The sequence below is a fragment of the Ottowia beijingensis genome (genome assembly GCF_042680925.1).
Lineage (GTDB): Bacteria > Pseudomonadota > Gammaproteobacteria > Burkholderiales > Burkholderiaceae_C > Ottowia > Ottowia beijingensis.
The window spans coordinates 107,008-129,707 of the sequence record NZ_JBHUEP010000005.1; the positions used below are offsets into that span (position 1 = coordinate 107,008).

27 protein-coding genes are annotated in these 22,700 nt (G+C 68.6%); 15 read left to right on the forward strand and 12 right to left on the reverse strand.

Annotated elements, in window-relative coordinates; all coding sequences use genetic code 11:
* Nucleotides 1–51: 51 nt before the first annotated feature.
* Nucleotides 52–1,140, reverse strand: coding sequence for a DUF3108 domain-containing protein (locus ACFSCU_RS03890; protein WP_180550616.1), 1,089 nt, complete (start codon nucleotides 1,138–1,140; stop codon nucleotides 52–54).
* An 81-nt stretch (nucleotides 1,141–1,221) separates the two neighbouring features.
* Between ACFSCU_RS03890 and ACFSCU_RS03895 the strand changes: the two genes are divergently transcribed.
* Nucleotides 1,222–2,232 (forward strand): fumarylacetoacetate hydrolase family protein, encoded by a 1,011-nt coding sequence (locus ACFSCU_RS03895; protein WP_377559953.1) that lies wholly within the window; start codon nucleotides 1,222–1,224, stop codon nucleotides 2,230–2,232.
* Nucleotides 2,233–2,290: 58 nt separating this feature from the next.
* Here the strand turns inward: ACFSCU_RS03895 and ACFSCU_RS03900 are convergent, their stop codons facing one another.
* A complete protein-coding gene (locus ACFSCU_RS03900) occupies nucleotides 2,291–2,497 on the reverse strand; it encodes a dodecin (protein WP_180550617.1) in 207 nt (68 codons plus the stop codon).
* Nucleotides 2,498–2,769: 272 nt separating this feature from the next.
* Between ACFSCU_RS03900 and ACFSCU_RS03905 the strand changes: the two genes are divergently transcribed.
* On the forward strand, nucleotides 2,770–3,609 hold the full coding sequence (locus tag ACFSCU_RS03905) for a DMT family transporter (RefSeq protein ID WP_180550618.1): 840 nt from the start codon (nucleotides 2,770–2,772) through the stop codon (nucleotides 3,607–3,609).
* A gap of 4 nt (nucleotides 3,610–3,613) precedes the next feature.
* Here the strand turns inward: ACFSCU_RS03905 and ACFSCU_RS03910 are convergent, their stop codons facing one another.
* The 4 genes from ACFSCU_RS03910 to ACFSCU_RS03925 form a co-directional block, all read right to left on the reverse strand.
* A complete protein-coding gene (locus ACFSCU_RS03910) occupies nucleotides 3,614–4,216 on the reverse strand; it encodes a MarC family protein (RefSeq protein WP_180550619.1) in 603 nt (200 codons plus the stop codon).
* A gap of 143 nt (nucleotides 4,217–4,359) precedes the next feature.
* Nucleotides 4,360–4,773 (reverse strand): VOC family protein, encoded by a 414-nt coding sequence (locus tag ACFSCU_RS03915; protein WP_180550620.1) that lies wholly within the window; start codon nucleotides 4,771–4,773, stop codon nucleotides 4,360–4,362.
* A 32-nt stretch (nucleotides 4,774–4,805) separates the two neighbouring features.
* A complete protein-coding gene (locus ACFSCU_RS03920) occupies nucleotides 4,806–5,477 on the reverse strand; it encodes a glutathione S-transferase family protein (RefSeq protein WP_180550621.1) in 672 nt (223 codons plus the stop codon).
* A complete protein-coding gene (locus ACFSCU_RS03925; RefSeq protein ID WP_180550622.1) occupies nucleotides 5,474–6,238 on the reverse strand; it encodes an enoyl-CoA hydratase/isomerase family protein in 765 nt (254 codons plus the stop codon). The genes ACFSCU_RS03920 and ACFSCU_RS03925 overlap by 4 nt, the downstream gene beginning before the upstream one ends.
* Nucleotides 6,239–6,294: 56 nt before the next feature.
* Between ACFSCU_RS03925 and ACFSCU_RS03930 the strand changes: the two genes are divergently transcribed.
* Nucleotides 6,295–7,104: an enoyl-CoA hydratase/isomerase family protein gene (locus ACFSCU_RS03930; protein ID WP_377559955.1), complete on the forward strand. Its 810-nt coding sequence runs from the start codon at nucleotides 6,295–6,297 to the stop codon at nucleotides 7,102–7,104.
* 92 nt (nucleotides 7,105–7,196) lie between these two features.
* On the opposite strand, the gene ACFSCU_RS03935 is transcribed toward ACFSCU_RS03930, so the two are convergent.
* Nucleotides 7,197–7,841: a glutathione S-transferase gene (locus tag ACFSCU_RS03935; protein ID WP_180550623.1), complete on the reverse strand. Its 645-nt coding sequence runs from the start codon at nucleotides 7,839–7,841 to the stop codon at nucleotides 7,197–7,199.
* A gap of 142 nt (nucleotides 7,842–7,983) precedes the next feature.
* On the opposite strand from ACFSCU_RS03935, the gene ACFSCU_RS03940 reads away from it, so the two are divergent.
* The 7 genes from ACFSCU_RS03940 to ACFSCU_RS03970 all read left to right on the forward strand — a co-directional run bounded on the left by ACFSCU_RS03940 (nucleotide 7,984) and on the right by ACFSCU_RS03970 (nucleotide 14,055).
* The gene (locus tag ACFSCU_RS03940; protein WP_180550624.1) at nucleotides 7,984–8,340 is read left to right on the forward strand and encodes a hypothetical protein; all 357 of its coding nucleotides are present in this window, start codon (nucleotides 7,984–7,986) and stop codon (nucleotides 8,338–8,340) included.
* A gap of 81 nt (nucleotides 8,341–8,421) precedes the next feature.
* Nucleotides 8,422–9,066, forward strand: coding sequence for an SCO family protein (locus ACFSCU_RS03945; RefSeq protein ID WP_180550625.1), 645 nt, complete (start codon nucleotides 8,422–8,424; stop codon nucleotides 9,064–9,066).
* A gap of 63 nt (nucleotides 9,067–9,129) precedes the next feature.
* Nucleotides 9,130–9,603, forward strand: coding sequence for a copper chaperone PCu(A)C (locus ACFSCU_RS03950; protein ID WP_180550626.1), 474 nt, complete (start codon nucleotides 9,130–9,132; stop codon nucleotides 9,601–9,603).
* Between the two features lie 147 nt (nucleotides 9,604–9,750).
* On the forward strand, nucleotides 9,751–10,242 hold the full coding sequence (locus ACFSCU_RS03955; protein ID WP_180550627.1) for a Spy/CpxP family protein refolding chaperone: 492 nt from the start codon (nucleotides 9,751–9,753) through the stop codon (nucleotides 10,240–10,242).
* 166 nt (nucleotides 10,243–10,408) lie between these two features.
* Nucleotides 10,409–11,320, forward strand: coding sequence for a PhaM family polyhydroxyalkanoate granule multifunctional regulatory protein (locus ACFSCU_RS03960; RefSeq protein ID WP_377559956.1), 912 nt, complete (start codon nucleotides 10,409–10,411; stop codon nucleotides 11,318–11,320).
* Nucleotides 11,321–11,706: 386 nt separating this feature from the next.
* Nucleotides 11,707–12,969, forward strand: coding sequence for an FIST signal transduction protein (locus ACFSCU_RS03965; protein ID WP_377559957.1), 1,263 nt, complete (start codon nucleotides 11,707–11,709; stop codon nucleotides 12,967–12,969).
* Between the two features lie 24 nt (nucleotides 12,970–12,993).
* The gene (locus ACFSCU_RS03970) at nucleotides 12,994–14,055 is read left to right on the forward strand and encodes a CBS domain-containing protein (protein WP_377559958.1); all 1,062 of its coding nucleotides are present in this window, start codon (nucleotides 12,994–12,996) and stop codon (nucleotides 14,053–14,055) included.
* Nucleotides 14,056–14,144: 89 nt separating this feature from the next.
* Here ACFSCU_RS03970 and ACFSCU_RS03975 read toward each other — a convergent pair whose 3' ends face one another.
* Together ACFSCU_RS03975 and ACFSCU_RS03980 are read right to left on the reverse strand one after the other, a co-directional pair.
* Nucleotides 14,145–14,960: a crotonase/enoyl-CoA hydratase family protein gene (locus ACFSCU_RS03975; RefSeq protein ID WP_377559959.1), complete on the reverse strand. Its 816-nt coding sequence runs from the start codon at nucleotides 14,958–14,960 to the stop codon at nucleotides 14,145–14,147.
* Between the two features lie 255 nt (nucleotides 14,961–15,215).
* Complete coding sequence (locus ACFSCU_RS03980) at nucleotides 15,216–15,947, reverse strand: helix-turn-helix domain-containing protein (protein ID WP_180550629.1); 732 nt, start codon at nucleotides 15,945–15,947, stop codon at nucleotides 15,216–15,218.
* Nucleotides 15,948–16,085: 138 nt separating this feature from the next.
* On the opposite strand from ACFSCU_RS03980, the gene ACFSCU_RS03985 reads away from it, so the two are divergent.
* Nucleotides 16,086–16,919, forward strand: a complete 834-nt coding sequence (locus ACFSCU_RS03985; RefSeq protein ID WP_377559961.1) for a hypothetical protein — start codon at nucleotides 16,086–16,088, stop codon at nucleotides 16,917–16,919.
* Between the two features lie 39 nt (nucleotides 16,920–16,958).
* Nucleotides 16,959–18,929, forward strand: a complete 1,971-nt coding sequence (locus tag ACFSCU_RS03990) for an MFS transporter (RefSeq protein ID WP_180550631.1) — start codon at nucleotides 16,959–16,961, stop codon at nucleotides 18,927–18,929.
* A 21-nt stretch (nucleotides 18,930–18,950) separates the two neighbouring features.
* Here ACFSCU_RS03990 and ACFSCU_RS03995 read toward each other — a convergent pair whose 3' ends face one another.
* From ACFSCU_RS03995 to ACFSCU_RS04005, 3 genes are all read right to left on the reverse strand, one after another.
* The gene (locus ACFSCU_RS03995; protein WP_377559963.1) at nucleotides 18,951–19,280 is read right to left on the reverse strand and encodes a type II toxin-antitoxin system YafQ family toxin; all 330 of its coding nucleotides are present in this window, start codon (nucleotides 19,278–19,280) and stop codon (nucleotides 18,951–18,953) included.
* Nucleotides 19,264–19,530 (reverse strand): type II toxin-antitoxin system RelB/DinJ family antitoxin, encoded by a 267-nt coding sequence (locus ACFSCU_RS04000; protein WP_257645769.1) that lies wholly within the window; start codon nucleotides 19,528–19,530, stop codon nucleotides 19,264–19,266. Before ACFSCU_RS04000 ends, ACFSCU_RS03995 begins: the two co-directional genes overlap by 17 nt.
* Nucleotides 19,531–19,619: 89 nt before the next feature.
* Nucleotides 19,620–20,045: a PAS domain-containing protein gene (locus tag ACFSCU_RS04005; protein ID WP_333705730.1), complete on the reverse strand. Its 426-nt coding sequence runs from the start codon at nucleotides 20,043–20,045 to the stop codon at nucleotides 19,620–19,622.
* Nucleotides 20,046–20,252: 207 nt separating this feature from the next.
* On the opposite strand from ACFSCU_RS04005, the gene ACFSCU_RS04010 reads away from it, so the two are divergent.
* From ACFSCU_RS04010 to ACFSCU_RS04020, 3 genes are all read left to right on the forward strand, one after another.
* Nucleotides 20,253–21,086 (forward strand): DODA-type extradiol aromatic ring-opening family dioxygenase, encoded by an 834-nt coding sequence (locus tag ACFSCU_RS04010; protein ID WP_377559964.1) that lies wholly within the window; start codon nucleotides 20,253–20,255, stop codon nucleotides 21,084–21,086.
* A 72-nt stretch (nucleotides 21,087–21,158) separates the two neighbouring features.
* Entirely contained in the window at nucleotides 21,159–22,130 is a 972-nt protein-coding gene (locus ACFSCU_RS04015; RefSeq protein ID WP_377559965.1) for an aldo/keto reductase, read from the forward strand.
* Nucleotides 22,127–22,429 (forward strand): DUF2218 domain-containing protein, encoded by a 303-nt coding sequence (locus ACFSCU_RS04020; protein WP_180550633.1) that lies wholly within the window; start codon nucleotides 22,127–22,129, stop codon nucleotides 22,427–22,429. Before ACFSCU_RS04015 ends, ACFSCU_RS04020 begins: the two co-directional genes overlap by 4 nt.
* Nucleotides 22,430–22,700 lie beyond the last annotated feature (271 nt).

The window sequence follows — 22,700 nt, forward strand, 5'->3', positions numbered from 1 at the left end:
AGCCTGAGGCTGACGTGCAAAAAGCCCGTTTCCGGGGCGTTGCAGCCTGCCTCAGCGCCCTTCGGGCAGCGATTTCAGTTGCTGATCGGCCACATCGCCGTTGGCCTGCGTGATGCGCAGGCGCGCCGGCAGGTAATCGAGCGTGCGCGCCAGCCACAGTTCCACGCGGGTGTCGTAGTCCTTGCGCGGGTGGCGCACCAGCCGCGCGGTGGGCAGCGCGTGGCCGTCGATGTGCAGGGTCTCGTCGGCCTGCACGTCCCAGGTCCAGGGTTCGGCATCGCGCACGCCGGCTGTGTGCAGCGTGATGCTGCTGCCGGGCGGGTAGCGTTTGGGCGCCGCAGCCAGCAGGCCGCCGAGTTGCAGCGACACGCTCAGCCGGTCCTGCGCGCCGGCCTGCCAGGCGGCGTCGGGCGTGTTGGCCGAAAAGCGGATGCGCCCGCCGGCCGGGTCGAAATGCGCGGCGCGCTCGCTGCGGGCGCGCTCGGCATAGCGCTCGGGCGCCAGGCCGGCGTCGCTCACCGCGCCTTCGCTGCGCTGCGTGCGCTGGCCCAGCAGGGGCATGCGCACTGTCCATTCGGCCTGGTAGCGGCTGGCGCTGCGCTGCCAGACAAGCTGGGCTTCGGCCTGGAAGGCGATGCCGCGCGCGGTGCCGCTCACCTGGTAATCCAGCGTGGCCGAAGGCGGCAACTGTGCGGGGGCGCTGGGGCTGGGCGCGGACGCAGGTGGTGCGGCGCTGGCGGTGCGCGCTGGTGCCTCGGCCGCCGCGACCAGCGTGGGCGTGGCGGGCAGTTCATCGGCCGCGGGGCTGGGCGGGGCGGTCTGCGCTGCCGCCACGGTCTGGGCCGCGCGCGGCGTGGTGGTCGGGCGCGGCGCCGGCTTCAGGGCACGCACCGGGCGAACGGCTTTCGGTGGAACGACCACCGGCGGCGGTGCAGTGGCTTCGACCAGCGCGGGCGCCGGGGCTGTCGCCGGGGGTGCGTGCACCGTGCGCACCAGCACCGGCGCGGGTTTTGCGGCCTGGGCCACGGCCGGCGCAAACGTTGGGGGTGGTGTTGGGCGCAGCAGCAGCGCATGCCCCAGTGCCACCGCACCGACCAGCATCAGCGGCGGTCGGCGCCAGGCGGGCGGGCGCCGGCTCATGGCACGGCGCGCCGGGGGCGCTGGCCTAGAATGGCCCGCTCCCCGCGCGGGCCAGCGCAACGAATCTCAGCCTCTGCATCCATGAAACTGGCAACCTACAAAGACGGCTCGCGCGACGGGCAACTGGTGGTCGTCTCGCGCGACCTGACGACGGCCCATTATGCGACCGGCATCGCCAACCGCCTGCAGCAGGCGCTGGACGACTGGAACTTCATCTCGCCCCAGCTGCAGGACCTGTACGACACACTGAATCACGGCAAGGCGCGCCACGCCTTCCCGTTCGACCCCACGCTGTGCATGGCGCCGCTGCCGCGCGCCTACCAGTGGGCCGATGGCTCGGCCTACCTGAACCACGTCGAGCTGGTGCGCGCCGCGCGCGGTGCCGAGTTGCCCGAGAGCTACTTCACCGATCCGCTGATGTACCAGGGGGGAAGCGACGATTTCCTGGGTGCGCACGACGCCATCCGCGTCGCCAGCGAGGACTTCGGCATCGACTTCGAGGCCGAACTGGCCGTGATCACCGGCGACGTGCCCATGGCCGCCACACCCGAGCAGGGGCTGGACGCCATCCGCCTTCTCATGCTGGTCAACGACGTCAGCCTGCGCCACCTGATCCCGGACGAACTCGCCAAGGGCTTCGGCTTCTTCCACGGCAAGCCGTCCACCGCGTTCGGGCCCGTGGCCGTCACGCCCGACGAGCTGGGCGAGGCCTGGATCGAGGGCCGCGTGCACCTGACGATGCAGATCGACTGGAACGGCCGCAAGGTCGGCCGCTGCGATGCCGGGCCCGACATGCGCTTTCACTTCGGCCAGCTCATCGCCCACGCCGCGCGCACGCGGCGCCTGCGCGCCGGCAGCATCATCGGCAGCGGCACCGTCAGCAACCCGGGCGTCGAGAAGGATGGCCGCCGCGAATGGCCCAAGGGCTACGGCTGCATCGCCGAAAAGCGCGCCATGGAGACGATCCAGGACGGCGCGCCCAAGACCGACTACATGCGCTTCGGCGACACCGTGCGCATCGAGATGAAGGGCAAGGACGGCGAATCGGTGTTCGGCGCCATCGAGCAGAATGTGAGTCAATTCGGGCGCTAGCGCCCGTCCACCAAGCGCGAGCAGCTATATAAAAAATAGCTTTTTGGTAGGCGTCGACTCAGTCGAGCCTGAACCCCACCTCGATCGTCACTTGCCAGTGGCCGACCTCGCCGTCGACCACGTGGCCGCGCGTCTCGATCACCTTGAACCAGTTGATGTTGCGCACCGAATCCTTGGCCTTGGCCAGCGCGGCGCGAACGGCCTGCTCCATGCTTTCGGTCGATGAGCCGGTGAGGTGGATGTGCTTGTAGATGTGGTCGTCCATGGCTTGTCTCCTGTGTGGGTGAGGAACCATCGTAGTGCGCGGCCGGCAGGCTGCGTCGGCAGGGGTTATCGACGCGCTGGCGCGGCGCTTTGATGATGCGGCGCATGTCCTTCCATCACCTGAGCCCGCCTGCCGTGGCCGCCCCTCCGCCGGGCGCACGGGCGAACGGCTGACGTCCTTCGCCCGATCCTTTCACGGTCGGCACTGCGCTGCTGCGCGCGGTGCTTTTCTTCGGGTTTTTCAGAGGCGGATAGCCTCCAAGGTGATCTCTCATGAACGCATGGCCGACGGCGCTGTTCGTGCTGCTGTGGAGCAGCGGCGCCATCTTCTCCCGCTGGGGCCTGGACCACGCCTCGCCCTTCGTCCTGCTGGCGCTGCGCTTCGGCGTGGCGCTGGCGTTTCTGTCGCTGCTCGGCTGGCGCGAGCGCGCGTGGCTGCCCGCGCCGGGCACGCGCGCGCAGGTGGCGGGCACCGGCCTGCTGCTGGTTGGCGGCTACTCATGTACCTACTTCCTGGCGCTGGACCAGGGCCTGACGCCCGGTGCGCTGGCCACCATCCTGGGCGTGCAGCCGATCGCCACGCTATTGCTTCAGGAGCGGCGCGCGCCCGCGCTGCGCTGGCTGGGGCTCGCCTTGGCGCTGATCGGCCTGGTGCTGGTGGTGCTCGACAGCCTGCTGCGCGCCCGCGTGTCGGTGGCCGGCGTGGCCTGGGCGCTGGCGGCGCTGGGCTGCATCACGCTCGGCACCATGGCGCAGAAGCGCATCGCCCAGCCGCCCACGCGCGTGCTGCCGCTGCAGTGCGCCGTGGCGCTGGCGCTGTGCGTGGCGCTGCTGCCCACGCAGGCGCCGCGCTTCGATCCGCACCCGATGCTCGCGCTGTCGGTGCTGTGGCTGGGCGCGGTGATCTCGGTCGGCGCCACGGTGCTGCTGTACCGCCTGCTGCGCGCCGGCAACCTGGTCAACGTCACCAGCCTGTTCTACCTGGTGCCGGGCGGCACGGCGCTGCTCGACTGGTGGCTGCTGGGCAACCGCATGGCGCCGCTGGCGCTGCTGGGCCTGGGGCTGGTGGTGGCGGGGCTGGTGCTGGTGTTCCACGCGCGGCCGGCGCGGTGAAGGCTCAGGCCGAGGCCAGTTGCCGCGCCAGCTCGCGCACCGCGCGCAGCAGCATCTCGACCGACAGCGCCACCAGGATCAGGCCCATCAGCCGCTCGAAGGCCAGCAGCACGCGCAGGCCCACCACGCGCTGCAGGCGCTCGGCCAGCAGCAGCACCACGGCGCACACGGCCATGGTCACGCAGAGCGCCGCCACCCATTCCCAGCGGCGCTCGGGTGCCTGGCTGACCAGCAGCATCACCGTGGCCAGCGCCGAAGGCCCGGCCAGCGCGGGCACGGCCAGCGGCACGATCAGCGGTTCGCTCACCGGCGCGTCGGCCGGCAATGGCGGCGGCGGAAACACCATGCGCAGCGCGATCAGGAACAGCACCACGCCGCCCGCCATCTGCAGCGACAGCGGCGACAGGTTCATCAGGCGCAGAAAGCCGTCGCCCAGGAACATGAAGGCCAGCAGCAGTGCAAAGGCGATGAGCACCTCGCGCAGGATCACGCGCCAGCGCCGCTGCACCGGCACCGGCTTCAGCGCGTTGGCGAAGATGGGGATGTTGCCCAGCGGGTCGGTGATGAGCAGCAGCAGGATGGTGGCGGAGCCGAAGGTGGTGATCATGGTTCAAGAGCCGGCGACCGGGCTGGCAGCGGCCATTGTGCGGCCGCGGCCTGCCACTGCGCCTGTGGGAGCGGGCTTGCCCGCGATGCGGCGTCAACTGGGGGTGAGGCGTCCTGTCGCGGGCAAGCCCGCTCCCACAGGGCTCAGGCGGCGTAGACCGAGGCCAGATCTTCGAAGCCCTTGATCTCGATCGGGTTGCCGAACGGGTCGCGGAAGAACATCGTCCACTGCTCGCCCGGCTGGCCGGCAAAGCGCAGCTGCGGCTCGATCACGAAGGCCGTGCCGGCCGCCTGCAGCCGGTCGGCCATGGCCTGCCAGTCGGCACGCTGCAGGATCAGGCCCAGGTGCGGCATCGGCACCAGGTGCTCGCCGACATGGCCGGTGTCGGTGGTCTTGAACGGCTCACCGAGATGCAGCGAAATCTGGTGGCCGAAGAAGTCGAAATCGACCCAGGTGTCGGTGCTGCGCCCCTCGCGGCAGCCCAGCACGCCGCCGTAGAAGGCGCGCGCGGCGTCGAGATCGGTGACGTGGTAGGCGAGGTGGAACAGGGCTTTCATGGCGGCAGGATAGCGCGGCTGGGGCGCGCGGCTCAGCCCAGCGGCGAGGGCCGGGGCGACACGCCCTGCGCCAGCGCCGCCGCGTGCTGCGCCGCCTGTGCGCGGGCATAGGCGGGGCGCTGCGTCAGCTGCTGCCAGTAGGCCGCCACGCTGCCCGGCAGCGGCTGCGGCAGGTCGATGAAGCTGGCCAGCATCACCGCATAGCCCACCGCCACGTCGGCGGCGGTGAAGCGACCGGCGCACAGGTGGGGGCGCCCATCGGCCAGCGCGGCCTCCAGCGCACGCAGGCGGCCGAGGAACCAGCGCGCGTAGTCGTGCGCCACCTGTGGTTGCTGGCGCTCGGGCGGCTCGAAGCGCGCGTAGCGCAGCACCAGCGTCTGCGGAAAGGTCAGCGTGGCGTCGCTCATGTGCAGCCAGTTCAGGTAGGCGGCGTGATCGGGTTCGTGCGCGGCCACGTCCAGCCCGCCGGGGCTGTGGCGCGCGGCCAGGTACTGGCAGGTGGCGGCCGATTCGGTCAGGCGCACGCCGTCATCTGCCGTCAGCAGCGGCACGGTGCCCAGCGGGTTCAGCGCCAGGTAATCCTTGGCCAGCGCGCGCGGCGGAAACGGCAGCATGCGCAGCTCATAGCGAAGGCCCAGCTCCTCCAGCATCCACAGCGTGCGGAACGAGCGCGCATCGACGCAGTGGTGCAGCGTGTAGCTCATGACGCGGCGCCTGGCTTCGACAGGGCGGCAATGCGCTGCGCCGTGTCGGGATCGTCGAAACAGCGCGTGGCCGCTGCCTGCTCGGCTTGCAGCGCCGCGGCCAGCGCGGCCGAACCGCCGATGAGCGCCTGCTTGAGCAGGCCCGTGGCCAGCGGCGAGCGCTCGGCCACGCTGCGCGCCAGCGCCATCGCGGTGTCCAGCATCTCATCGCGCGGCAGCACGCGGTTCACCAGGCCCAGCGCGTGCAGGCGCTCGGCCGACAACCGTTCGCCCAGCACCAGCAGTTCCATGGTGCGCTGGTGGCCCAGCGCCTGCGGCAGCAGGTGCGTCACGCCGCCGGTCACGAAGTGGCCCAGCTGCATCTCGGGGAAGAAGGCGACGAGGTCGTCGGCCGCCACCACCAGGTCGCAGTTCAACAGCCATTCCAGCCCGCCGCCCACCGCATAGCCGTGCACCGCGCCGACGACCAGCTTGGGCCCGCCCACGATGGCGCGGGTGATGCGCTGGAACGCATCGGCCATGCGCGCGCCCAGGTCGGCGGCGGTGCCTTCGCCGGCGCCGTCCTTCAGGTCGGCCCCGACGCAGAAGGCGCGGCCGGCACCGGTGAGCACGATGGCGCGCGTGTCGACATCCTGCTGCGCCGCCTGCAGCGCGGCGTGCAGGTCGGTCAGCAGCGGCAGGCCGATGGCGTTCAGCCGCTCGGGGCGGTTCAGCGTGACGACGCTGACCGCGCCGTCGCGGTGCAGGATGGCAAGGGGCATGGCGGGCGTGGCAGGGCTTACGATCAGATCATCTTGACACACGAGGAGACGCTTCCATGACCGCACCCGCCGTCGACTACAGCCGCTATCAGACGTTCAACATCACCCGCCGCGGTGCCAACAACGCCGTGCTCGATCTGCAGATGAAGGCCAAGAACGGCAAGCTGCCCACCGCCGCGCACGACGGCCACTGGGAACTGTCCGAAATCTGGCGCGACATCGACAAGGACGACACCGTGCGCGCCGTGGTGCTGCGCGGCGAGGGCATGGGCTTCTCGGGCGGGGGCGACCTGGCGCTGGTGCAGGACATGGCGGCCGACTTCGAAGTGCGCACGCGCGTGTGGAAGGAAGCGCGCGACCTGGTCTACAACGTCATCAACTGCGACAAGCCGATCGTCAGCGCCATGCACGGCCCGGCCGTGGGTGCGGGGTTGGTGGCGGGCCTGCTGGCCGACATCTCCATCGCGGCCAAGAGCGCGAAGATCGTCGACGGCCACACGCGCCTGGGCGTGGCCGCGGGCGACCACGCCGCCATCTGCTGGCCGCTGCTGTGCGGCATGGCCAAGGCCAAGTACTACCTGATGCTGTGCGAGACCGTGACCGGCGAAGAGGCCGAGCGCATCGGCCTGGTGTCGCTGGCGGTCGAAGACGACCAGTTGCTCGACAAAGCCTACGAAGTGGCCGACAAGCTGGCCGCCGGCAGCACCACCGCCATCCGCTGGACCAAGTACTCGCTCAACAACTGGTACCGCCAGGCGGGGCCGAGTTTCGACACCTCGCTGGCGCTCGAATTCATGGGCTTCGCCGGGCCGGATGTGCAGGAAGGCGTGGCCAGCCTGCGCGAGCGGCGGGCGCCGAAGTATTGAAGCGTGGCATCATGGATACTCCCATGATAGACTGCCTCTAGCGCCCGATAGACGGGCGCTGACAACACATACTCCCTTGTATCGGATGAAGGTCAGCCCTTCGTCCGCGCCATCAGCGCCTCTGTATTGGCCTTGCGATCGGCGTTCACCTGCTGCACGCTGGGCCGCTCGCCCAGGCGCTTCAGGTAGTCCTTTGCCGGCAGGTCGGCCAGCAGGTCCTGGCCGTAGATGATCCTGGTGGCGCTGCTGACCAGCGGCAGGTGCACGGCGGCGGCACAGTCGGCCAGGGTGAAGTCGCTGCCGGCGATGTAGGGGCTGAACTTGGCCAGTTGGCCGAAGGCGGCGATGTTCTTTTCCAGCTGCGGGCGAATCTTCTCCTTGGCCGCGTCGCTCACCTTGCCGCCGAAGAAGGCCTCGGGGTACAGGTTGCGCGCCACCAGCTCCAGGTGCAGCTCGATGTAGCGCAGCAGCTCGCGCACCTTGGCGGCCTGGTAGGGGCTGGCGGGCATCAGCGGCTTTTCGGGGTAGCGGTCTTCCACGTATTCGAGGATCACGGTCGACTCGCTCATCGGCCCCTCGTCGGTGATGGCGTAGGGCACCTTGCCCAGCGGGCTGGCGGCCAGGTCGGTTTCGCCCACCCAGGCCGTCACTTCCTCGAAGGGCACGCCTTTTTCCAGCAGCGCGAGCTTGACCTTGTTGTAGTAGTTGCTGGCCGAGAAGCCGCAGAGCTTGAGCATGGGTGTCTCCGAAAAATGATGAGGGTGGGTGTGGGGCCTGCGTGCCGCCAGGGCGATCGCGCGCCGCGCAGCTTAGCGCGCACGCAGTCCGCTTGATGTCGCGCAACCGACCGCGCGCCGCCTGCCCCATAATCAACCGCCGATGGAAGCCCTGCGCCGCGCCCCTTACCTCGCCCGCCTCGTGCTGGCGTGGTTCGCGCTTGCCCTGGGTGTGGCGGCGGCATCGCCGCTGGTGAATCCGCAGACCATCGAACTCGTCTGCGGCGCCGCCGGCCAGATCAAGGCCGTGGTGCACACTGACGACGGCGCGGTGGAACTGGGTAGCGCCCACCTCGACTGCGCGCTGTGCCTCGTCGCCTCGGCCCCGCCGCCGGCGCCGTTCGTGGCGCCGCAGCCGCCGCAGGTGCCGGCGCTGGCCTGGGCCACCGTCGATCTTCGCCCGCTGCCGCTGGCCGCGGCCCTGCCGTGGCAGGCGCGCGCGCCACCGCTGCCCTCCTGATCGCTATTGTTTTTGTAGCTGTCCGCGCTTGATGAACAAGCGCTGGCGCCTCATTTCATTCAGCATTTGCAGGAGGGCAGCATGCCCCCATCCAAGGTTCTCAACCCGCCGCGCCGTACCGCGCTGGCGCGCCTTTCGGGTGTGGCGCTGGCCGCACTCGGCGGCGCGGCGCTCTCGGCCTGCGACCAACTGGGCCAGGCCACCGGCCAGCAGCCCAGCTTTCGCGGCATCGACATCACCGGCGCCCCCTACGGCCGCGACTTCCGCCTGACCGACGTGGACGGCCAGGAGCGCACGCTGGCCGACTACCGCGGCAAGCTGGTGCTGCTGTACTTCGGCTTCGTGCAGTGCCCCGACGTGTGCCCCACCGCGCTGACCCGCGCGGTGGAAACGAAGCGCCTGCTCGGCCCCGACGGCGACCAGCTGCAGGTGATCTTCGTCACCGTCGATCCTGAGCGCGACACGCCCGAGATCCTGCGCGAGTACATGGCCGCCTTCGACCCCAGCTTCGTCGCCCTGCGCGGCGATGCCGAACGGCTGAAGCAGACCGCCGCCGAGTTCAAGGTGTACTACAAGCAGGTGCCCACCGGCAGCAGCTACACCATGGACCACACCGCGCTGTCCTACATCTTCGATGTGCAGGGCCGCCTGCGCCTGGCGCTGCGGCACGAGCAGACCGCGCAGGACTACGCGCACGACATCGCCCTGCTGCTGCCGCACGACTGAAGCGGCGCGGCACCTCGTTCCCCTTTCTCTTTCTTCGCTCGATTCTTTTCAAGGAGTTCAATCATGAAACGCATGGCTTTCACCCTCGCCGCCCTCGCCCTGGCCGCCGCCGCGCACGCGCAGGTCACCGTCTCCGACCCGTGGGTGCGCGCCACCGTGCCGCAGCAGAAGGCCACCGGCCTGTTCATGCACATCGACGCCGCGCAGGACGTCAAGCTCGTCGCCGGCCAGTCGCCCGTGGCCGGCGTGGTCGAGATCCACGAGATGGTGATGGAGGGCGACGTGATGAAGATGCGCGAAATCCCCGGCGGGCTGGAGATCGCCAAGGGCCGCACCATGAGCCTCAAGCCCGGCGGCTACCACGTGATGCTGATGGACCTGAAGCAGCAGATCAAGGGCGGCGAGACCGTGCCCGTGACGCTGACCTTCGAGGAAATCGCCAGCAAGAAGCGCTTCACGCACGAGGTGAAGGCCCCCGTCACCGCGCTGGGCGCCGGCAACGCCGCCCCTGCGGCCATGCAGCACGGCAAGCATTGATGCCTCCAAGCCATGACAAATGACCGCGGCTACCGCCGCATGACAGATGACGAACAACCCCTTTGTCATCGAAGCGCAGCGAAGTCATTCGTCATTTGTCATTCTTGAAAGCGAGTTCGTATGAACCCCCGGACGGAGCTCAACACCATGAAAACCATGCACCCACTTTCTCTTTCTGCCGTGGTCGCGGCCCTGCTGCTGGCCGGCTGCGCGCAGACCGCGCCCCCGGCCAAATCCGCGGCGCCCGCCGCAGCTGCCGTGCCAGCGCTGCCGGCCGCGGCCCTGGGCAAGTCCGTGCCGGGCGATGCGGCACTGCCCATCGCCGAGCTGATGCCGCTGACCATGCGCTACGAGGCCGACCTGAAGCTCACGCCCGAGCAGATCAAGGCCATCACCGCCTACCGCGAGGCCAACATGCCCAAGCGCATCGCCGGGCAGAAGAACATCCTGGCGCTGCGCGGCCAGCTGCGCGCGGCCATGCTGTCGGGCCAGCCCACGGGTGATCTGATGCGCCAGGTGTCGCAGGCCGAGCTGGACCACATGCAGGCGCGCGAGCGCTGCGTGGTGTTCATGCGCACTACGCTGACGCCCGAGCAGTACACGCAGCTCATCCAGCGCTACCTGGACGGCCTGCGCTGACCCACGCGCCCCGCTCGGGGCGCAGGCCATGAAGCACAGGCGGGCGGCGCGCCGGGCCGTGGCCTGGCACGCCGCCCGTGCGCATGGGGGCTGCGCCGCCCAGGCATCGCGCGTCGCCTGCTTGCGGTAAGCTGGCGCCACGTCCGGCCAACCCAGGAGCCTTCTCATGAGCGACTCTTCCGCGTTCGACTTCGGCAAGTTCATCCCCGGCTTCGACTTTCTGCAGAACCTGGCCGCCAGCGGCAAGGGCGCGGCCGGCCCGGTGGGCGGGCTGCACAACTGGGTGGCACCCACCGTCAGCACCGACGAACTCGACAAGCGCATCCAGGAGCTGAAGGCCGTGCTGTTCTGGCTGGAGCAGAACGGCACCGCGCTCAAGGCCACCATCCAGGCGCTCGAAGTGCAGAAGATGACCCTGGCCACGCTGGCCGGCATGAACCTCAGCATGGCCGAGGTCGCCAAGGCCTTCACCCTGCCCACGCAGGGCACGCGCGCCGCCGCACCGCAGGCTGCCGCTGCCGCCGCCACGGCCGAACACTGGCCCTTCACCGCTGCGCCCGCGCCGCAGGCCGCCGCGGCCCCCGCGCCGATGGCCGAGCCCGAACCGGAGTCCGAGGCCACGCCCGAGCCCGAACCCCCGGCCCCCGCCCCCAAGACCGCGCCCACCCGCAAGCGCCCGCCGCCCGCCGCCGCGCCCGCGCCAGCCACCGCCGGCCTGGCCGACCCCATGCAGTGGTGGGGCGCGCTGACGCAGCAGTTCCAGCAGATCGCCGCCAATGCCATGCGCGACGCCACGCCCCCCGCCACCACGGCGCAGAGCGCTTCAAATTCAATGGCTGACAGCGCAGAAGGGGCGGGCGCTACAGCCCGAAAAGGCACTCAAAAGAAAGCCGCCGCCAAGCGCCCGGCGAAGAAGGCCGCCAAGAAGGCCAGCGCCCCCGCCGCACGCAAGGCCCCGGCCAAGAAAGCTGCCGCCAAGAAAACCGCGGCACGCAAGAAGCCCGCCGCCAAGCCCGCGCCCGCCAAGCCCGCCGCCGCCGGCTGGCCGCTGCCCCCGCCCTTCAAGTTCGGGCGCTGACCGCGCGCTGCCTTGCCCCGCCGCGATCACCTCTCAGAATTGTGGGAGCGGGCTTGCCCGCGATGCAGCGCACCCACCCGCACGGCCGCCCCATCGCGGGCAAGCCCGCTCCCACAGCGCCGTGCTGTGTGCGCCGTATCACGCTTGGGTCGATGGCTCGCCAATCATGACGGCGCCGACCATCGCAAAGAAAACCCCCTCTCCCTCTGGGAGAGGGCAGGGGTGAGGGCCGACAGCGTGACTCGCCCCACGGAAACCCCCATCACCCACACGCCCGATGGCAACGGCCTTGGCCGCGATGCAGCGCCTCCTTTCGCACCACCGCCCCATCGCGGGCCAGCCCGCTCCCCCAACGCCGCGCGGCAACCGTTGACGATCGACCTGTCATGACCCTCTTCCCCACCGGCCACGCCACCCACCCGCAATGGCCCATGGCCTGCGGGCTGGTGCTGGCGCAACTGCGCGCGCAGATGGCGCTGCCGGACCACGCCAGCGCGCCCACGCTCGGCCTGCTCTACATCACCGACCACTACGCAGCCGAAGCACGCGCCATCCTCGACCACCTGCAGGCCGAGCTGCCCCAGGTGGCCGACTGGGCTGGCACCGTCGGCATCGGCGTGTGCGCCAACAACGCCGAATACATCGACGAACCCGCCCTCAGCGTGATGCTGTGCGAGCTGCCGGTGGACCAGTACCGCGTGTTCTCCGGCGTCGCGCCACTCAGCAGCGGCACCGGCTTCACCCCCCACACCGCCCTCATCCACGCCGACGCGCAGACGCCCGACGTGGCCGAGCTGATCGCCGAGATGGCCCAGCGCACCACCACCGGCTACCTGTTCGGCGGTCTGGCCGCCAGCCGCGGCGACGTGGTGCAGTTCGCCGCCAGCGGCCGGGGCAACGCGCCGGGGCAGGGCGCGGCGGGCGGCGTGTTCAGCGGCGGGCTGTCGGGCGTGGCCTTCGGCGAGGGCGTGGCGCTGGTGTCGCGCGTCACCCAGGGCGCGCAGCCCATCGCGCCCGAGCGCGCCGTCACCGCCGCCGACGGCAACGTGCTGCTCACGCTCGATGGCGAGCCGGCGCTCGATTTGATGCTCGACGACCTGCAGGTCAGCCTGCAAGAGCCGCGCGCCGCGCTCGACGTGGTGCGCCGCACGCTGGTGGGCCTCTCCAGCCCCGGCGACCAGGGCGTGAGGCGCACTGGCAACTTCGGCGCCGACGTGCTCGTGCGCCACATCATCGGCGTCGACCCCGGCCGGCGCGGCGTGGCCATTGCCGAGCACCCGCGGGTCGGCCAGCGCGCCGCCTTCTGCCAGCGCGACCGCCAAGCCGCGCGGGCCGACCTGATGCGCATCTGCGCCGAAATCCGCGAAGAGCTGGAGCCCGAGGAAGTCACCCAAACCACGGCCGCCGCGCTGGCCGCGCCGCACGAAGCATCAGCCCCCCACCCCGCGCGCCGCATCCGTGGCGCGATCTACATCAGCTGCGCCGGCCGCGGCGGCGCGCACTTCGGCGGCCCCAACGCCGAGCTGCAAACCGTGCGCCACGCGCTGGGCGACGTGCCCCTGGTCGGCTTCTTCGCCGGCGGCGAGATCGCGCGGCATCAGTTGTATGGGTATACGGGGGTGTTGACGGTGTTTGTGGGTGCGCAATGAAGCCAACCGTCGATACGATAGAAGATGCACGATGCTTCTATCTTTGAAAGTCAAATTATTTTAGATTCGAATGTTTTTTCTATGACTAATCAGGCAACTCCCAATAACCCTTCTGACCGTCTTGCGATAATTTCGGAGCAATTAAAAAAAGGTGTCGCAGGCCCGACAGAGACTGTGCGAACCCTGCTTTCTTGGTTTAATTCAGAGCGCAGGGGGTATCGTGTGGTTACGACAATTAATAAGGCGCTGAGCGAATATGATTTATTGACCGAGCCCAACTTCGAATCCACTTGGATCGATGGCGCTGTCACATTTAAGAGGAGATCTAATAGCAGCCCTGATGAGGTAGTGCTGGATCCAACTTTTCGACTTGGAAGGCTCGATGCGGCTAACAAAGAGGTTGTTTTTGTTAAGCCTACTGATAATCTCGATCGGGCTATTACATTAATGCTTACCAACGATTTTTCCCAATTGCCGGTGATGACTAGTCAGCGCGAAGTAAAAGGGGTTGTCAGCTGGAAAACTATAGGATCAAAGTTGGCATTGGGAAAGCCGTGCGTCCAGTGCAAAGATTTCATGGAAAATGCGCAGATCGTGTCTGATGATGTTTCGTTGCTAGATGCTGTGCAGGTGATTTCTAATTACGATTATGTTCTTATTCAGAGATTCGATAAGACAATTGGCGGCGTCCTTACTGCCTCCGATCTGAGTGCTCAATTTAAGGCTATGGCGGAGCCATTTTTGTTGGTCGGAGAGATTGAAAATGGTGTTCGACATCTAATTCATGGAAAATTCACCAACAAGGATTTGCAGGCTGTTCGAGATGAAAATGATTCCACAAGAAAAATCAATACTCCAAGTGATTTGACTTTTGGTGAGTACGTGAGGCTCCTGGGATTCGAGGAAAATTGGAAAAAATTGAATGTCCAGATTGATCGCGTCGAGTTCATAAGAAAACTGGATCGTGTAAGAGAAATCAGGAATGACGTCATGCATTTCGACCCCGAAGGATTGAGTTCTGATGACAAGCGTTTTCTCTCCGAATTTGCTCAGTTTCTCAAACGTTTGAGGGATATCTGTCGGTAGGAGCTCGGCGGGTTAAAGGGCGAAGCCATCATCCGACGGTGACGACACAGCTTTCAGGGTTTCGCTTTGCCGGAGCCCGTCGGTCCAGCTTATCGCCCAGTGAACTTCCCCGCCCGCTTCTCCACAAACGACCGCACCCCCTCCGCCGCATCGTCCGAATTCGCCAGCCGCTTTTGCGTTGCCTCGAATTCCCGCATCGCCGCCATCGGGCCTTCTTCCAGCGCCTTCAGCACGTTCAGCCGCGTGGCGACGACGGCCAGCGGCGCCTGGGCGGCGATTTGCTCGGCTATTTGTAGCGCCTCGCGCAGCACCTGCACCGGCTCCACCACTTTTTGCACGTAGTTCAGGCGCAGCGCCTCGGCAGCGCCAAATTCGTCGCCGGTCAGCAGGTGCAGCATGGCGTTGCCCAGGCCCGAGCGCTCGGCCATGCGCAGGGTGGCGCCGCCGGTGGCCATGATGCCGCGCTTGACTTCCAGTTGCGAAAAGCGGCAGTCGGTGGCGGCCACCACGATGTCGGCGGCCAGCATCAGCTCGATGCCGACGGTGAAGGTGATGCCTTTCACCGCCGCCACCATCGGCTTGCTGCGGCGGCGGTAGCGCGGCATTCCGAGATCGTTGGGGTCGACCAGGCCGTCGGGCACGGCGCGTTCGCCGCGTTGCATCAGCGGCGCGACCGAGGGCAGATCGAGCCCGGCGGTGAAGTGGTCACCCGCCGCGTGCAGCACGCCCACGCGCAGCGCGGGGTCGTCGTCGAGCCGGGTGTAGGCCTCGGCCAGTTCGCGGAACATCCTGGCGGTGAAGCCATTGCGCTTGGCAGGGCGGTTGATGCAGATCAGCAGCACATGGCCGCGCACTTCGCAGTCGATGCGGCCTTCGGTGTCGGGGGTGGGGTGGGGCGTGTTCATGCGCCCATGCTAGGGCGGGCGCCGCGCGGCAGGTGTCACGCAGGTGCGGGGTGGGTTTTAAGCCAGATTGGCTTTTAGCGCTCGTCCAGAAAGCGCGAGCAGCTATGAATTTTGTAGGAGCGGGCTTGCCCGCGATAGGGCGACAGCATGGCCGGATGCGCCCTATCGCGGGCAACCCCGCTCCTACAAGGTTTCAAGCAAAATTGGCCTCTAGCGCTTACCAGATAAGCGCGAACAGCTATAAAAACAGAAGCGTCAGCGCCGCAGCCGCGTGAACGCTTCGAATTCCCAGCTGCGCATGCCCAGCAGCAGCGTGTAGCCCTCGCGGTCGGCATCTTTCAGCTTCTGGTCCATCTGGTGCTGCTGCGCAAAGTCCTGCGCCACGCGTTGCAGGCGCTCCAGAAACGAGGGCGCGAGCGCACGGCTGACGCTGCCGTGCACCAGCAGCAGGCCTTCGGCCGGCCCGTCGAAGCCGCCGCTGAAGTAGTCCAGCACCACGTGTTCGCGCACGTACTGCATCACCGGGCCGTGCGGGCGCCACCGGAAGGTCTTGGCGACCTTCAGGCGGTAGCGGTTGAGCGGTTTCAGCTCGATCACGCCGATGCGGTCCAGCTGCGCCAGGTACTTGATGACCTCGGCCTCGCTCAGGCGGTAGGCGGCGGTCATCTGCTCCAGCGTCCACTGGCTCAACACGTTGGTGGCCACCAGCAGCAGCTTTTCGTCGGCCACCACGGCGCGCTCCTGCTCGGCCGTCAGCTCTTTCAGCAGCGGCTGCGCGTCGGCCACGCGCTGGGCGACTTCGGCAAAGTCGAGCTTCAGCGCGCGGCAAATCGCATCGATGCGCGACAGCGGCATGTCGCCCTTGGCCAGCATGCGCTTGACGCTGCTTTCGGCCATGCTCAGCTCCCGCGCCAGATCGGCGTAGGTCATCTGGGCGGCTTTCAGCTCTTTCTTCAGGACGGTGACGAGGTCGGCGGTGGTGCTCATGTGGAGGCATTAGAGCATCGAAATGCGATACCAATGGTCGAATGTGCTGTATTGAGGCGCAATATTCGGGGCTGAGATCGCCGAACCCGCAGACAGTGGCGTACCGATCCACTCCACGCCCCACGGGGCCTGTTCACCATGCGTCTGCACACCGCCTCCCACCGCTGGCTGGGCCATCAGGTCGATACCACCGGCGCGTCACGCCCAGCCGAGCTCGCCTTGCTGCTGGCCGTGGCCGCCCTCGCGGTGCTGGCCGCGCTGCTGCCGGCCACCGGGCTGCCCGCCGGCTACCACCACTTTGCCGACCAGCGCACGCTGCTGAGCCTGCCGCACGCGCTGGACGTGCTGAGCAACTTGCCCTTCGCGGCCATGGGCGCATGGGGGTTGTGGTGGCTGCGCCGCGTGCCCGTGGGGTGCATCGACAAGGCGCAGCGCGGGCTGGCGGTCCTGTTCTTCGTCGGCCTGATGGCCACCGCATTCTGTTCGTCCGGCTATCACCTCGACCCGCACGACGCCGGCCTGTGCATCGACCGCGTGGGCATGAGCCTGGCCTTTGCCGGGCTGCTGGGGCTGGCGGCGGCCGACCGCATCGGCACGCGCGCCGGCGTGGCGCTGGCCGCGCTGGTGGCCGTGGCGGCACCGGCCACGGCACTGGTTGCCTGGCTGGGCGGCAACATGACGCCCTGGGCCGTGCTGCAAGGCGGCGGCCTGGTGCTGCTGGCGGCGCTGGCCATGCGCCGGCCACAGTCGCGCGCGCTGGGCTTTTCGATCATCGGCGTGATCGCGTTCTATGCCGTGGCCAAGGCGCTGGAGCTGGCTGACGCGCCGGTCTTTGCGCTGACGCAGCAGCTCATCAGCGGCCACAGCGCCAAGCACCTGGTGGCGGCGCTGGCGGGCTGGCCTGTGGTGCGGGCGCTGCAATCTCTCGCGCAGGGGGCGCCAGCCGGCGCGCCAGCCCGCACAATCCGCTGACAACAAGAACCAAAGCATTCTTTCGAGGAAGTTCTTCCCATGAGCCAGACCACCACCGGCGCCCTGGCGCCCGATGCGGCCGTGCCCGCGCCTTCCACACCGGTCGCCCCTGCGCCCGAGGCGCCCAACCAGTTCGCCCTGCTGCGCCAGCGCCGCTTCGCGCCCTTCTTCTGGACGCAGTTCTCGGGCGCAGCCAACGACAACCTGTTCAAGTTCGCCGTCACCGTGATGGTGACCTACCAGCTCAGCGTGGGCTGGCTGCCGCCGGCCATGGCGGGGCTGGTGATCGGGGCGCTGTTCATCCTGCCGTTTCTGCTGTTCTCGGCCACCAGCGGGCAGCTGACGGACAAGCTGGAGAAGTCGTGGCTGATCCGCCGCCTGAAGGATTTCGAGATCGCCATTGCGCTGCTGGCCGCCTGGGGGCTGATGGCGCAGAACGTGCCGGTGATGCTGGGCTGCATCTTCCTGCTGGGCTTTCAGTCGACGGTGTTCGGGCCGGTGAAGTTCGCCTACCTGCCGCAGGCGCTGAACGAGCGCGAACTGACCGGAGGCAACGGCATGGTGGAGATGGGCACCTTCGTCGCCATCCTGATGGGCAACGTGGTGGGTGGGCTGCTGGTGGCGCTGCCCGGCATCGGCCACGCCACGGTGGCCGTGGCCTGCGTGGTGCTGGCGGTGCTGGGGCGCATGACGGCGCAGTTCATTCCCCACGCGCCGGCCACCGACCCGGGCCTGCGCATCAACTGGAACCCGGTCAGCGAAACCTGGCGCAACCTGAAGCTGGCGCACGGCAACATCGTGGTGTTCCGCTCCATGCTGGGCATCTCCTGGATGTGGTTTTTCGGCGCGGTGTTCCTGGCCAACTTCCCGGCCTTCGCCAAGGAACTGCTGCACGGCAACGAGCACGTGGCCTCGCTGCTGCTGGTGGTGTTCTCCATCGGCATCGGCGTCGGCTCGCTGCTGTGCGAGCGGCTGTCGCACCGGCATGTCGAGATCGGCCTGGTGCCGCTGGGCGCCATCGGCATGACGGTGTTCGCGGTCGATTTGTACTTTGCGTCACGCGGCTTGGCCTCGGGCATGGAGCACACGCTGGGCAGCTTCTTGGCCCAGCCCGCGCACTGGCGCGTGATGGCCGACCTGCTGCTGCTCAGCCTGTTCGCGGGCCTGTACAGCGTGCCGATGTACGCGCTGATCCAGCTGCGCAGCGCGCCCACGCACCGCGCGCGCATCATCGCCGCCAACAACATCCTGAACGCGCTGTTCATGATCGCCAGCAGCGTCATCGCCGGGCTGTTGCTGAAGGCCGGCTTCAGCATTCCGCAGATCTTCCTCGTCGTCGGCCTGGCCAACGCCGTGGTGGCGTTCTACATCTTCATGCTGGTGCCTGAATACCTGCTGCGCTTCGTGGCCTGGGTGGCTTCGCGACTGGTGTACCGCTACCGGGTAACGGGCGACGAGCACATCCCCGCCGACGGGCCCGCCGTGCTGGTGGCCAACCACGTGAGCTTTGTCGACGCCGTGCTGCTGATGGCCGCCAGCCCGCGCCCCGTCCGCTTCATCATGGACCACCGCATCTTCAAGGTGCCGGTGCTGGGCTGGATTTTCCGCCTGGCCAAGTGCATCCCCATCGCGCCGCAGAAGGACGACCCGGCCACCTACCAGCGCGCCTTCGACACCGCCGCGCAGGTGCTGCGCGAGGGCGACCTGCTGGGCATCTTCCCCGAAGGCGGCATCACCCGCGACGGCGCACTGCAGCCCTTCAAGGGCGGCGTGATGAAGATCCTGGAGCGCGCCGAGGCCGATGGCGTAAAGGTGCCCGTGGTGCCGATGGCGCTGACCAACCTGTGGGGCTCGTACTTCAGCCGCATCGAAAACGGCGGCGCCATGGCGCGCCCGTTCCGGCGCGGCATTTTTAACCGCGTGGGGTTGAATGTGGGCGAAGCGGTACCGGCGGCGCAGGTGACGCCGCAGGGGTTGCAGGCGCGGGTGGCGGATTTGCTGGCGGCGTAGCGGTGCCTGCCGTGGCGCGCATCAGCACTGAAACAGCTCCGCGTGCGTGCCGGCGCGCACGAAGACGATGTGGCTGTCTGCTTCGCTCAGGCGATAGATCAGCAGGAAGTCGCCACCGATGTGGCATTCGCGGTGGTCCGACCACTCGCCCTTGAGCGCGTGGTCCAGCCATTCGGGGCCCAGCGGCGCGTCGGCGGCGATGAGCGGCAGCATGGCCTCCTTCAGCCGCCGCATGTCGTAGCGGCCGGAATGCGTCAGGCGCTGCCAGTCCTTCCGGAAGGCACGGGTGTAGTCGCTGGCGCGTGGCGGCTTGGCGCGCTTGCGCGCCTTGGCGTCAGTCGTCTTGGTCAAGATCGGCCAGCAGGGCGTCGGCGGAGGCGAAGCGGGCGCGCCGCAGGGCGCGCGCCTCCTGCATGGCGGCCACGGTGTCGGCATTGGGCACCTTCAGTTCGAGCGGCAGCGCCTGCTCGGCTACCACGCGGTGCAGCAGCAGGCGCACGGCGTCGGATACCGTGAGGCCCATGGCGCCCAAGGCCTCGGTGGCCTGGGTCTTGAGGGTGTCGTCCACGCGGACGTGCAGCATCGAGGTGGTGGCGGACATGAGGGCTGACTCCTTGGGTGAATCGTATCTCATTTGAGAGACAAAGACCATCGAAGTTCCAAGGCTGGCCGAGGACGACTGGCTGCTTCTCAACTGCCGGTCTTGGGGGGCTGTGCAGCCACGGCGGCCAGATGCCGCTCGGTCACATCCCGCGCCATCGCCACCGAGCCCAGCACGGCGTCGGCGTCGTCCTTCACCACGCCAAAGCTCATGTCCACATACAGCTTGCGGCCGTCCTTGTGCACGCCGCGCGTGGTGCGCACTTCTGCGCCGTGGCTGGTGGTGCCGCGCGCTATGGCGCGGTGAAAGCCCTTCCAGTGCGCGGGGCGCAGGCGCTCGGGGATGATGAGGTCCAGGCTCTGGCCCAGCGCCTCGGCGGCGCTGAAGCCGAACACGGCCTCGGCGCCGGGGTTCCACACGCGGATGACACCTTGCGGGTCGGCAAAGATCAGCGCGTCGGGCGTGTGGGCCAGGATGTGCCGGTAGGGTGCGGCATCGGGGGCGCTGGTGTGCATGGGGTTCTCCTCAGCCGCCGGGGGCCATCGCCCGGGATGATGCGCCGCCCCTGCACGGCGTGCAAGGCGCGCCCTACGGCGGGCAAGGTTATCGCGCCTGGCCGGCGCGGTACGGCGCAGGGGCCTGCTAAGTTCAAGTTTTTTGAATGCCGTCGTGAAAATCCCCGGCTTGCGCGGGGCGGGCGCAGGCGCAAACTGACCTTCATCATGAGCTCGACCACCCCCCATCCCGCCGCCGCCCGCCAACCCGCGCTGTTCATCCCCCATGGCGCCGGCCCGTGTTTCTTCATGGACTGGAACCCGAAGGACGCGTGGGACCGCACCGCCGCCTTCCTGCGCGGCATTCCGGCCAGCCTGCCGGCGGCGCCGAAGGCGATTCTGTTGATATCGGGCCACTGGCTGGCGCCGCGGGCCACGCTGGGCGCGACCGAGCGGCCAGGCCTGATCTACGACTACGGAGGCTTTCCGCCGCACACTTACGAGCTGGCGTACCCGGCGCCCGGCGCGCCCGCCGTAGCGGCGCGCGTGCGGCAGCTGTTGACGGCCGCCGGCCTGCCCGTGGCGCAGGACGACGCGCGCGGCTGGGACCACGGCGTGTTCATCCCGCTGAAGGTGGCTTTCCCCGACGCCGACGTGCCGGTGCTGCAGCTGTCGCTGCTGCAAAGCTTGGATGCGGCCGCGCACGTCGAACTCGGCCGCGCGCTGGCGCCGTTGCGCGATGAAGGCGTGCTGATCGTCGGCAGCGGCATGAGCTACCACAACATGCGCGGCTACGGCGATGCGCGCTCGACGCCGGTGGCCGCCGCCTTCGACCGCTGGCTGGGCGAGACGGTCGCGCTGCCGCCCGACGAACGCAACGCGCGCCTGGCCGCGTGGGACACCGCCGCCGGCCCCGCCGGCCGCCTGAGCCACCCGCCGCGCGCCGAAGAGCACCTGCTGCCGCTGCACGTGGTGGCCGGCGCGGCGGGCGAGGGGCGGGGCGCCAAGGTGTTCACCGACCGCGTGATGGCGGTCGACATCTCGGCCTTCCGCTTCGATTGAAAATTTATGCCAAACTGGCCTGCAGCGCCCGACAGATAAGCGCAAAAAGCTATTGAAACAGGAGTATCTTGCATGCACCCCACCGCCCCCCGCACGATCGGCCAGACCGGCATCACCCTGTCGCCGCTCGTCTTCGGCGGCAACGTGTTCGGCTGGACGTCCGACAAGGCGGCCTCGCTCGCCATGCTCGACCGCCTGCTCGACGCCGGCCTGACCAGCATCGACACGGCCGACGTGTATTCGCGCTGGGTGCCGGGCAACCAGGGCGGCGAGTCGGAGACGATCCTCGGCGAGTGGATGCAGTCGCGCGGCGCGCGTGATCGCATCCAGCTCATCACCAAGGTCGGGCTGGACATGGGCGAGGCCGGCCAGGGCCTGTCGGCCGCGCACATCGAGCGCGCGGTGGAGGCCTCTTTGAAGCGCCTGCGCACCGACCGCATCGACGTCTACTTCTCGCACCGCTTCGACGACGGTGTGCCGCAGGCCGAGACGCTGGGCGCCTACGACCGGCTGGTGCGCGCCGGCAAGGTGCGCGCCATCGGCGCCAGCAACTTCACCGCGGCACAGGTGCGCGCCGCGCTGGACGTGGCCGCCGCGCAGGGCCTGCCGCGCTATGCCGTGCTGCAGCCCGAATACAACCTGCACGACCGCGCCGGCTTCGACGGCCCGCTGCGCGATCTGGCGCTGGCCGAGGGGCTGGCCGTGATCTGCTACTACAGCCTGGCCAGCGGTTTCTTGACCGGCAAGTACCGCAGCGCGGCCGATCTGGCGCAAAGCCCGCGCGGCGCCGGCATCGGCCAGAAGTACCTGAACCCGCGCGGCCTGCGCATTCTGGCCGCGCTGGACGCCGTGGCCGCGCGCCACGCCGCGCAGCCGGGCGAGGTGGCGCTGGCCTGGCTGATGGCGCGGCCGGGCGTGACGGCGCCCATCGCCAGCGCGTCGAACGTGGCGCAGGTGGAGGGCCTGGTGCGCGCCACGCAACTGCGGCTGTCGGCCGACGATGTGGAAGCGCTCGACGCCGCCAGCGCGCCGGAGGCGGCATGAGCAGCGCCGCCCTGACCTCCACCGCCACCATCGCCACCGCCGAGCCTGCGCGCATCATCCTGCGGCTGTGCAAGCACTGGGGCCACAAGTGGCCGGTGCAGTACGACGAGCAGCACGGCCGCATCGAGCTGCCCATGGGCACGGTGCACCTGCAGGCCGGCGAAGGGCGGCTGACCGCCCGGCTCGACGCCGCGCCCGACGCCGATCTGGACCGCTTCGAGCAGGTGGTGGCCGAGCACGCGCAGCGCATGGCGCGCGGCGAAACCTACGTGTGGGACTGGCGGCGCCAGGCGGCGTGAGCCATGGGGTGAGGCTGCGGCGTGGGTGATGCTGCCATTTTGACGGGGGAGTATTATCATTTCGCGCTTATTGCACGGGCGCTGATGGCTTGCATATAGGGGAGTATGCAACTGCCGTGCCCGGACTGAGGGGCCGCGAAGCCGCCTCTGCGCCGCCGCCGCGCGGTCGCCCTCCTATGCGCGCAGCAGCGGCGAAAAAGTATCGTCATCAGATACCGTTGGGGTGTGAAAGTGCCACCGGCACGCATTTCTCGCTGCTTTTCAGCGTGCC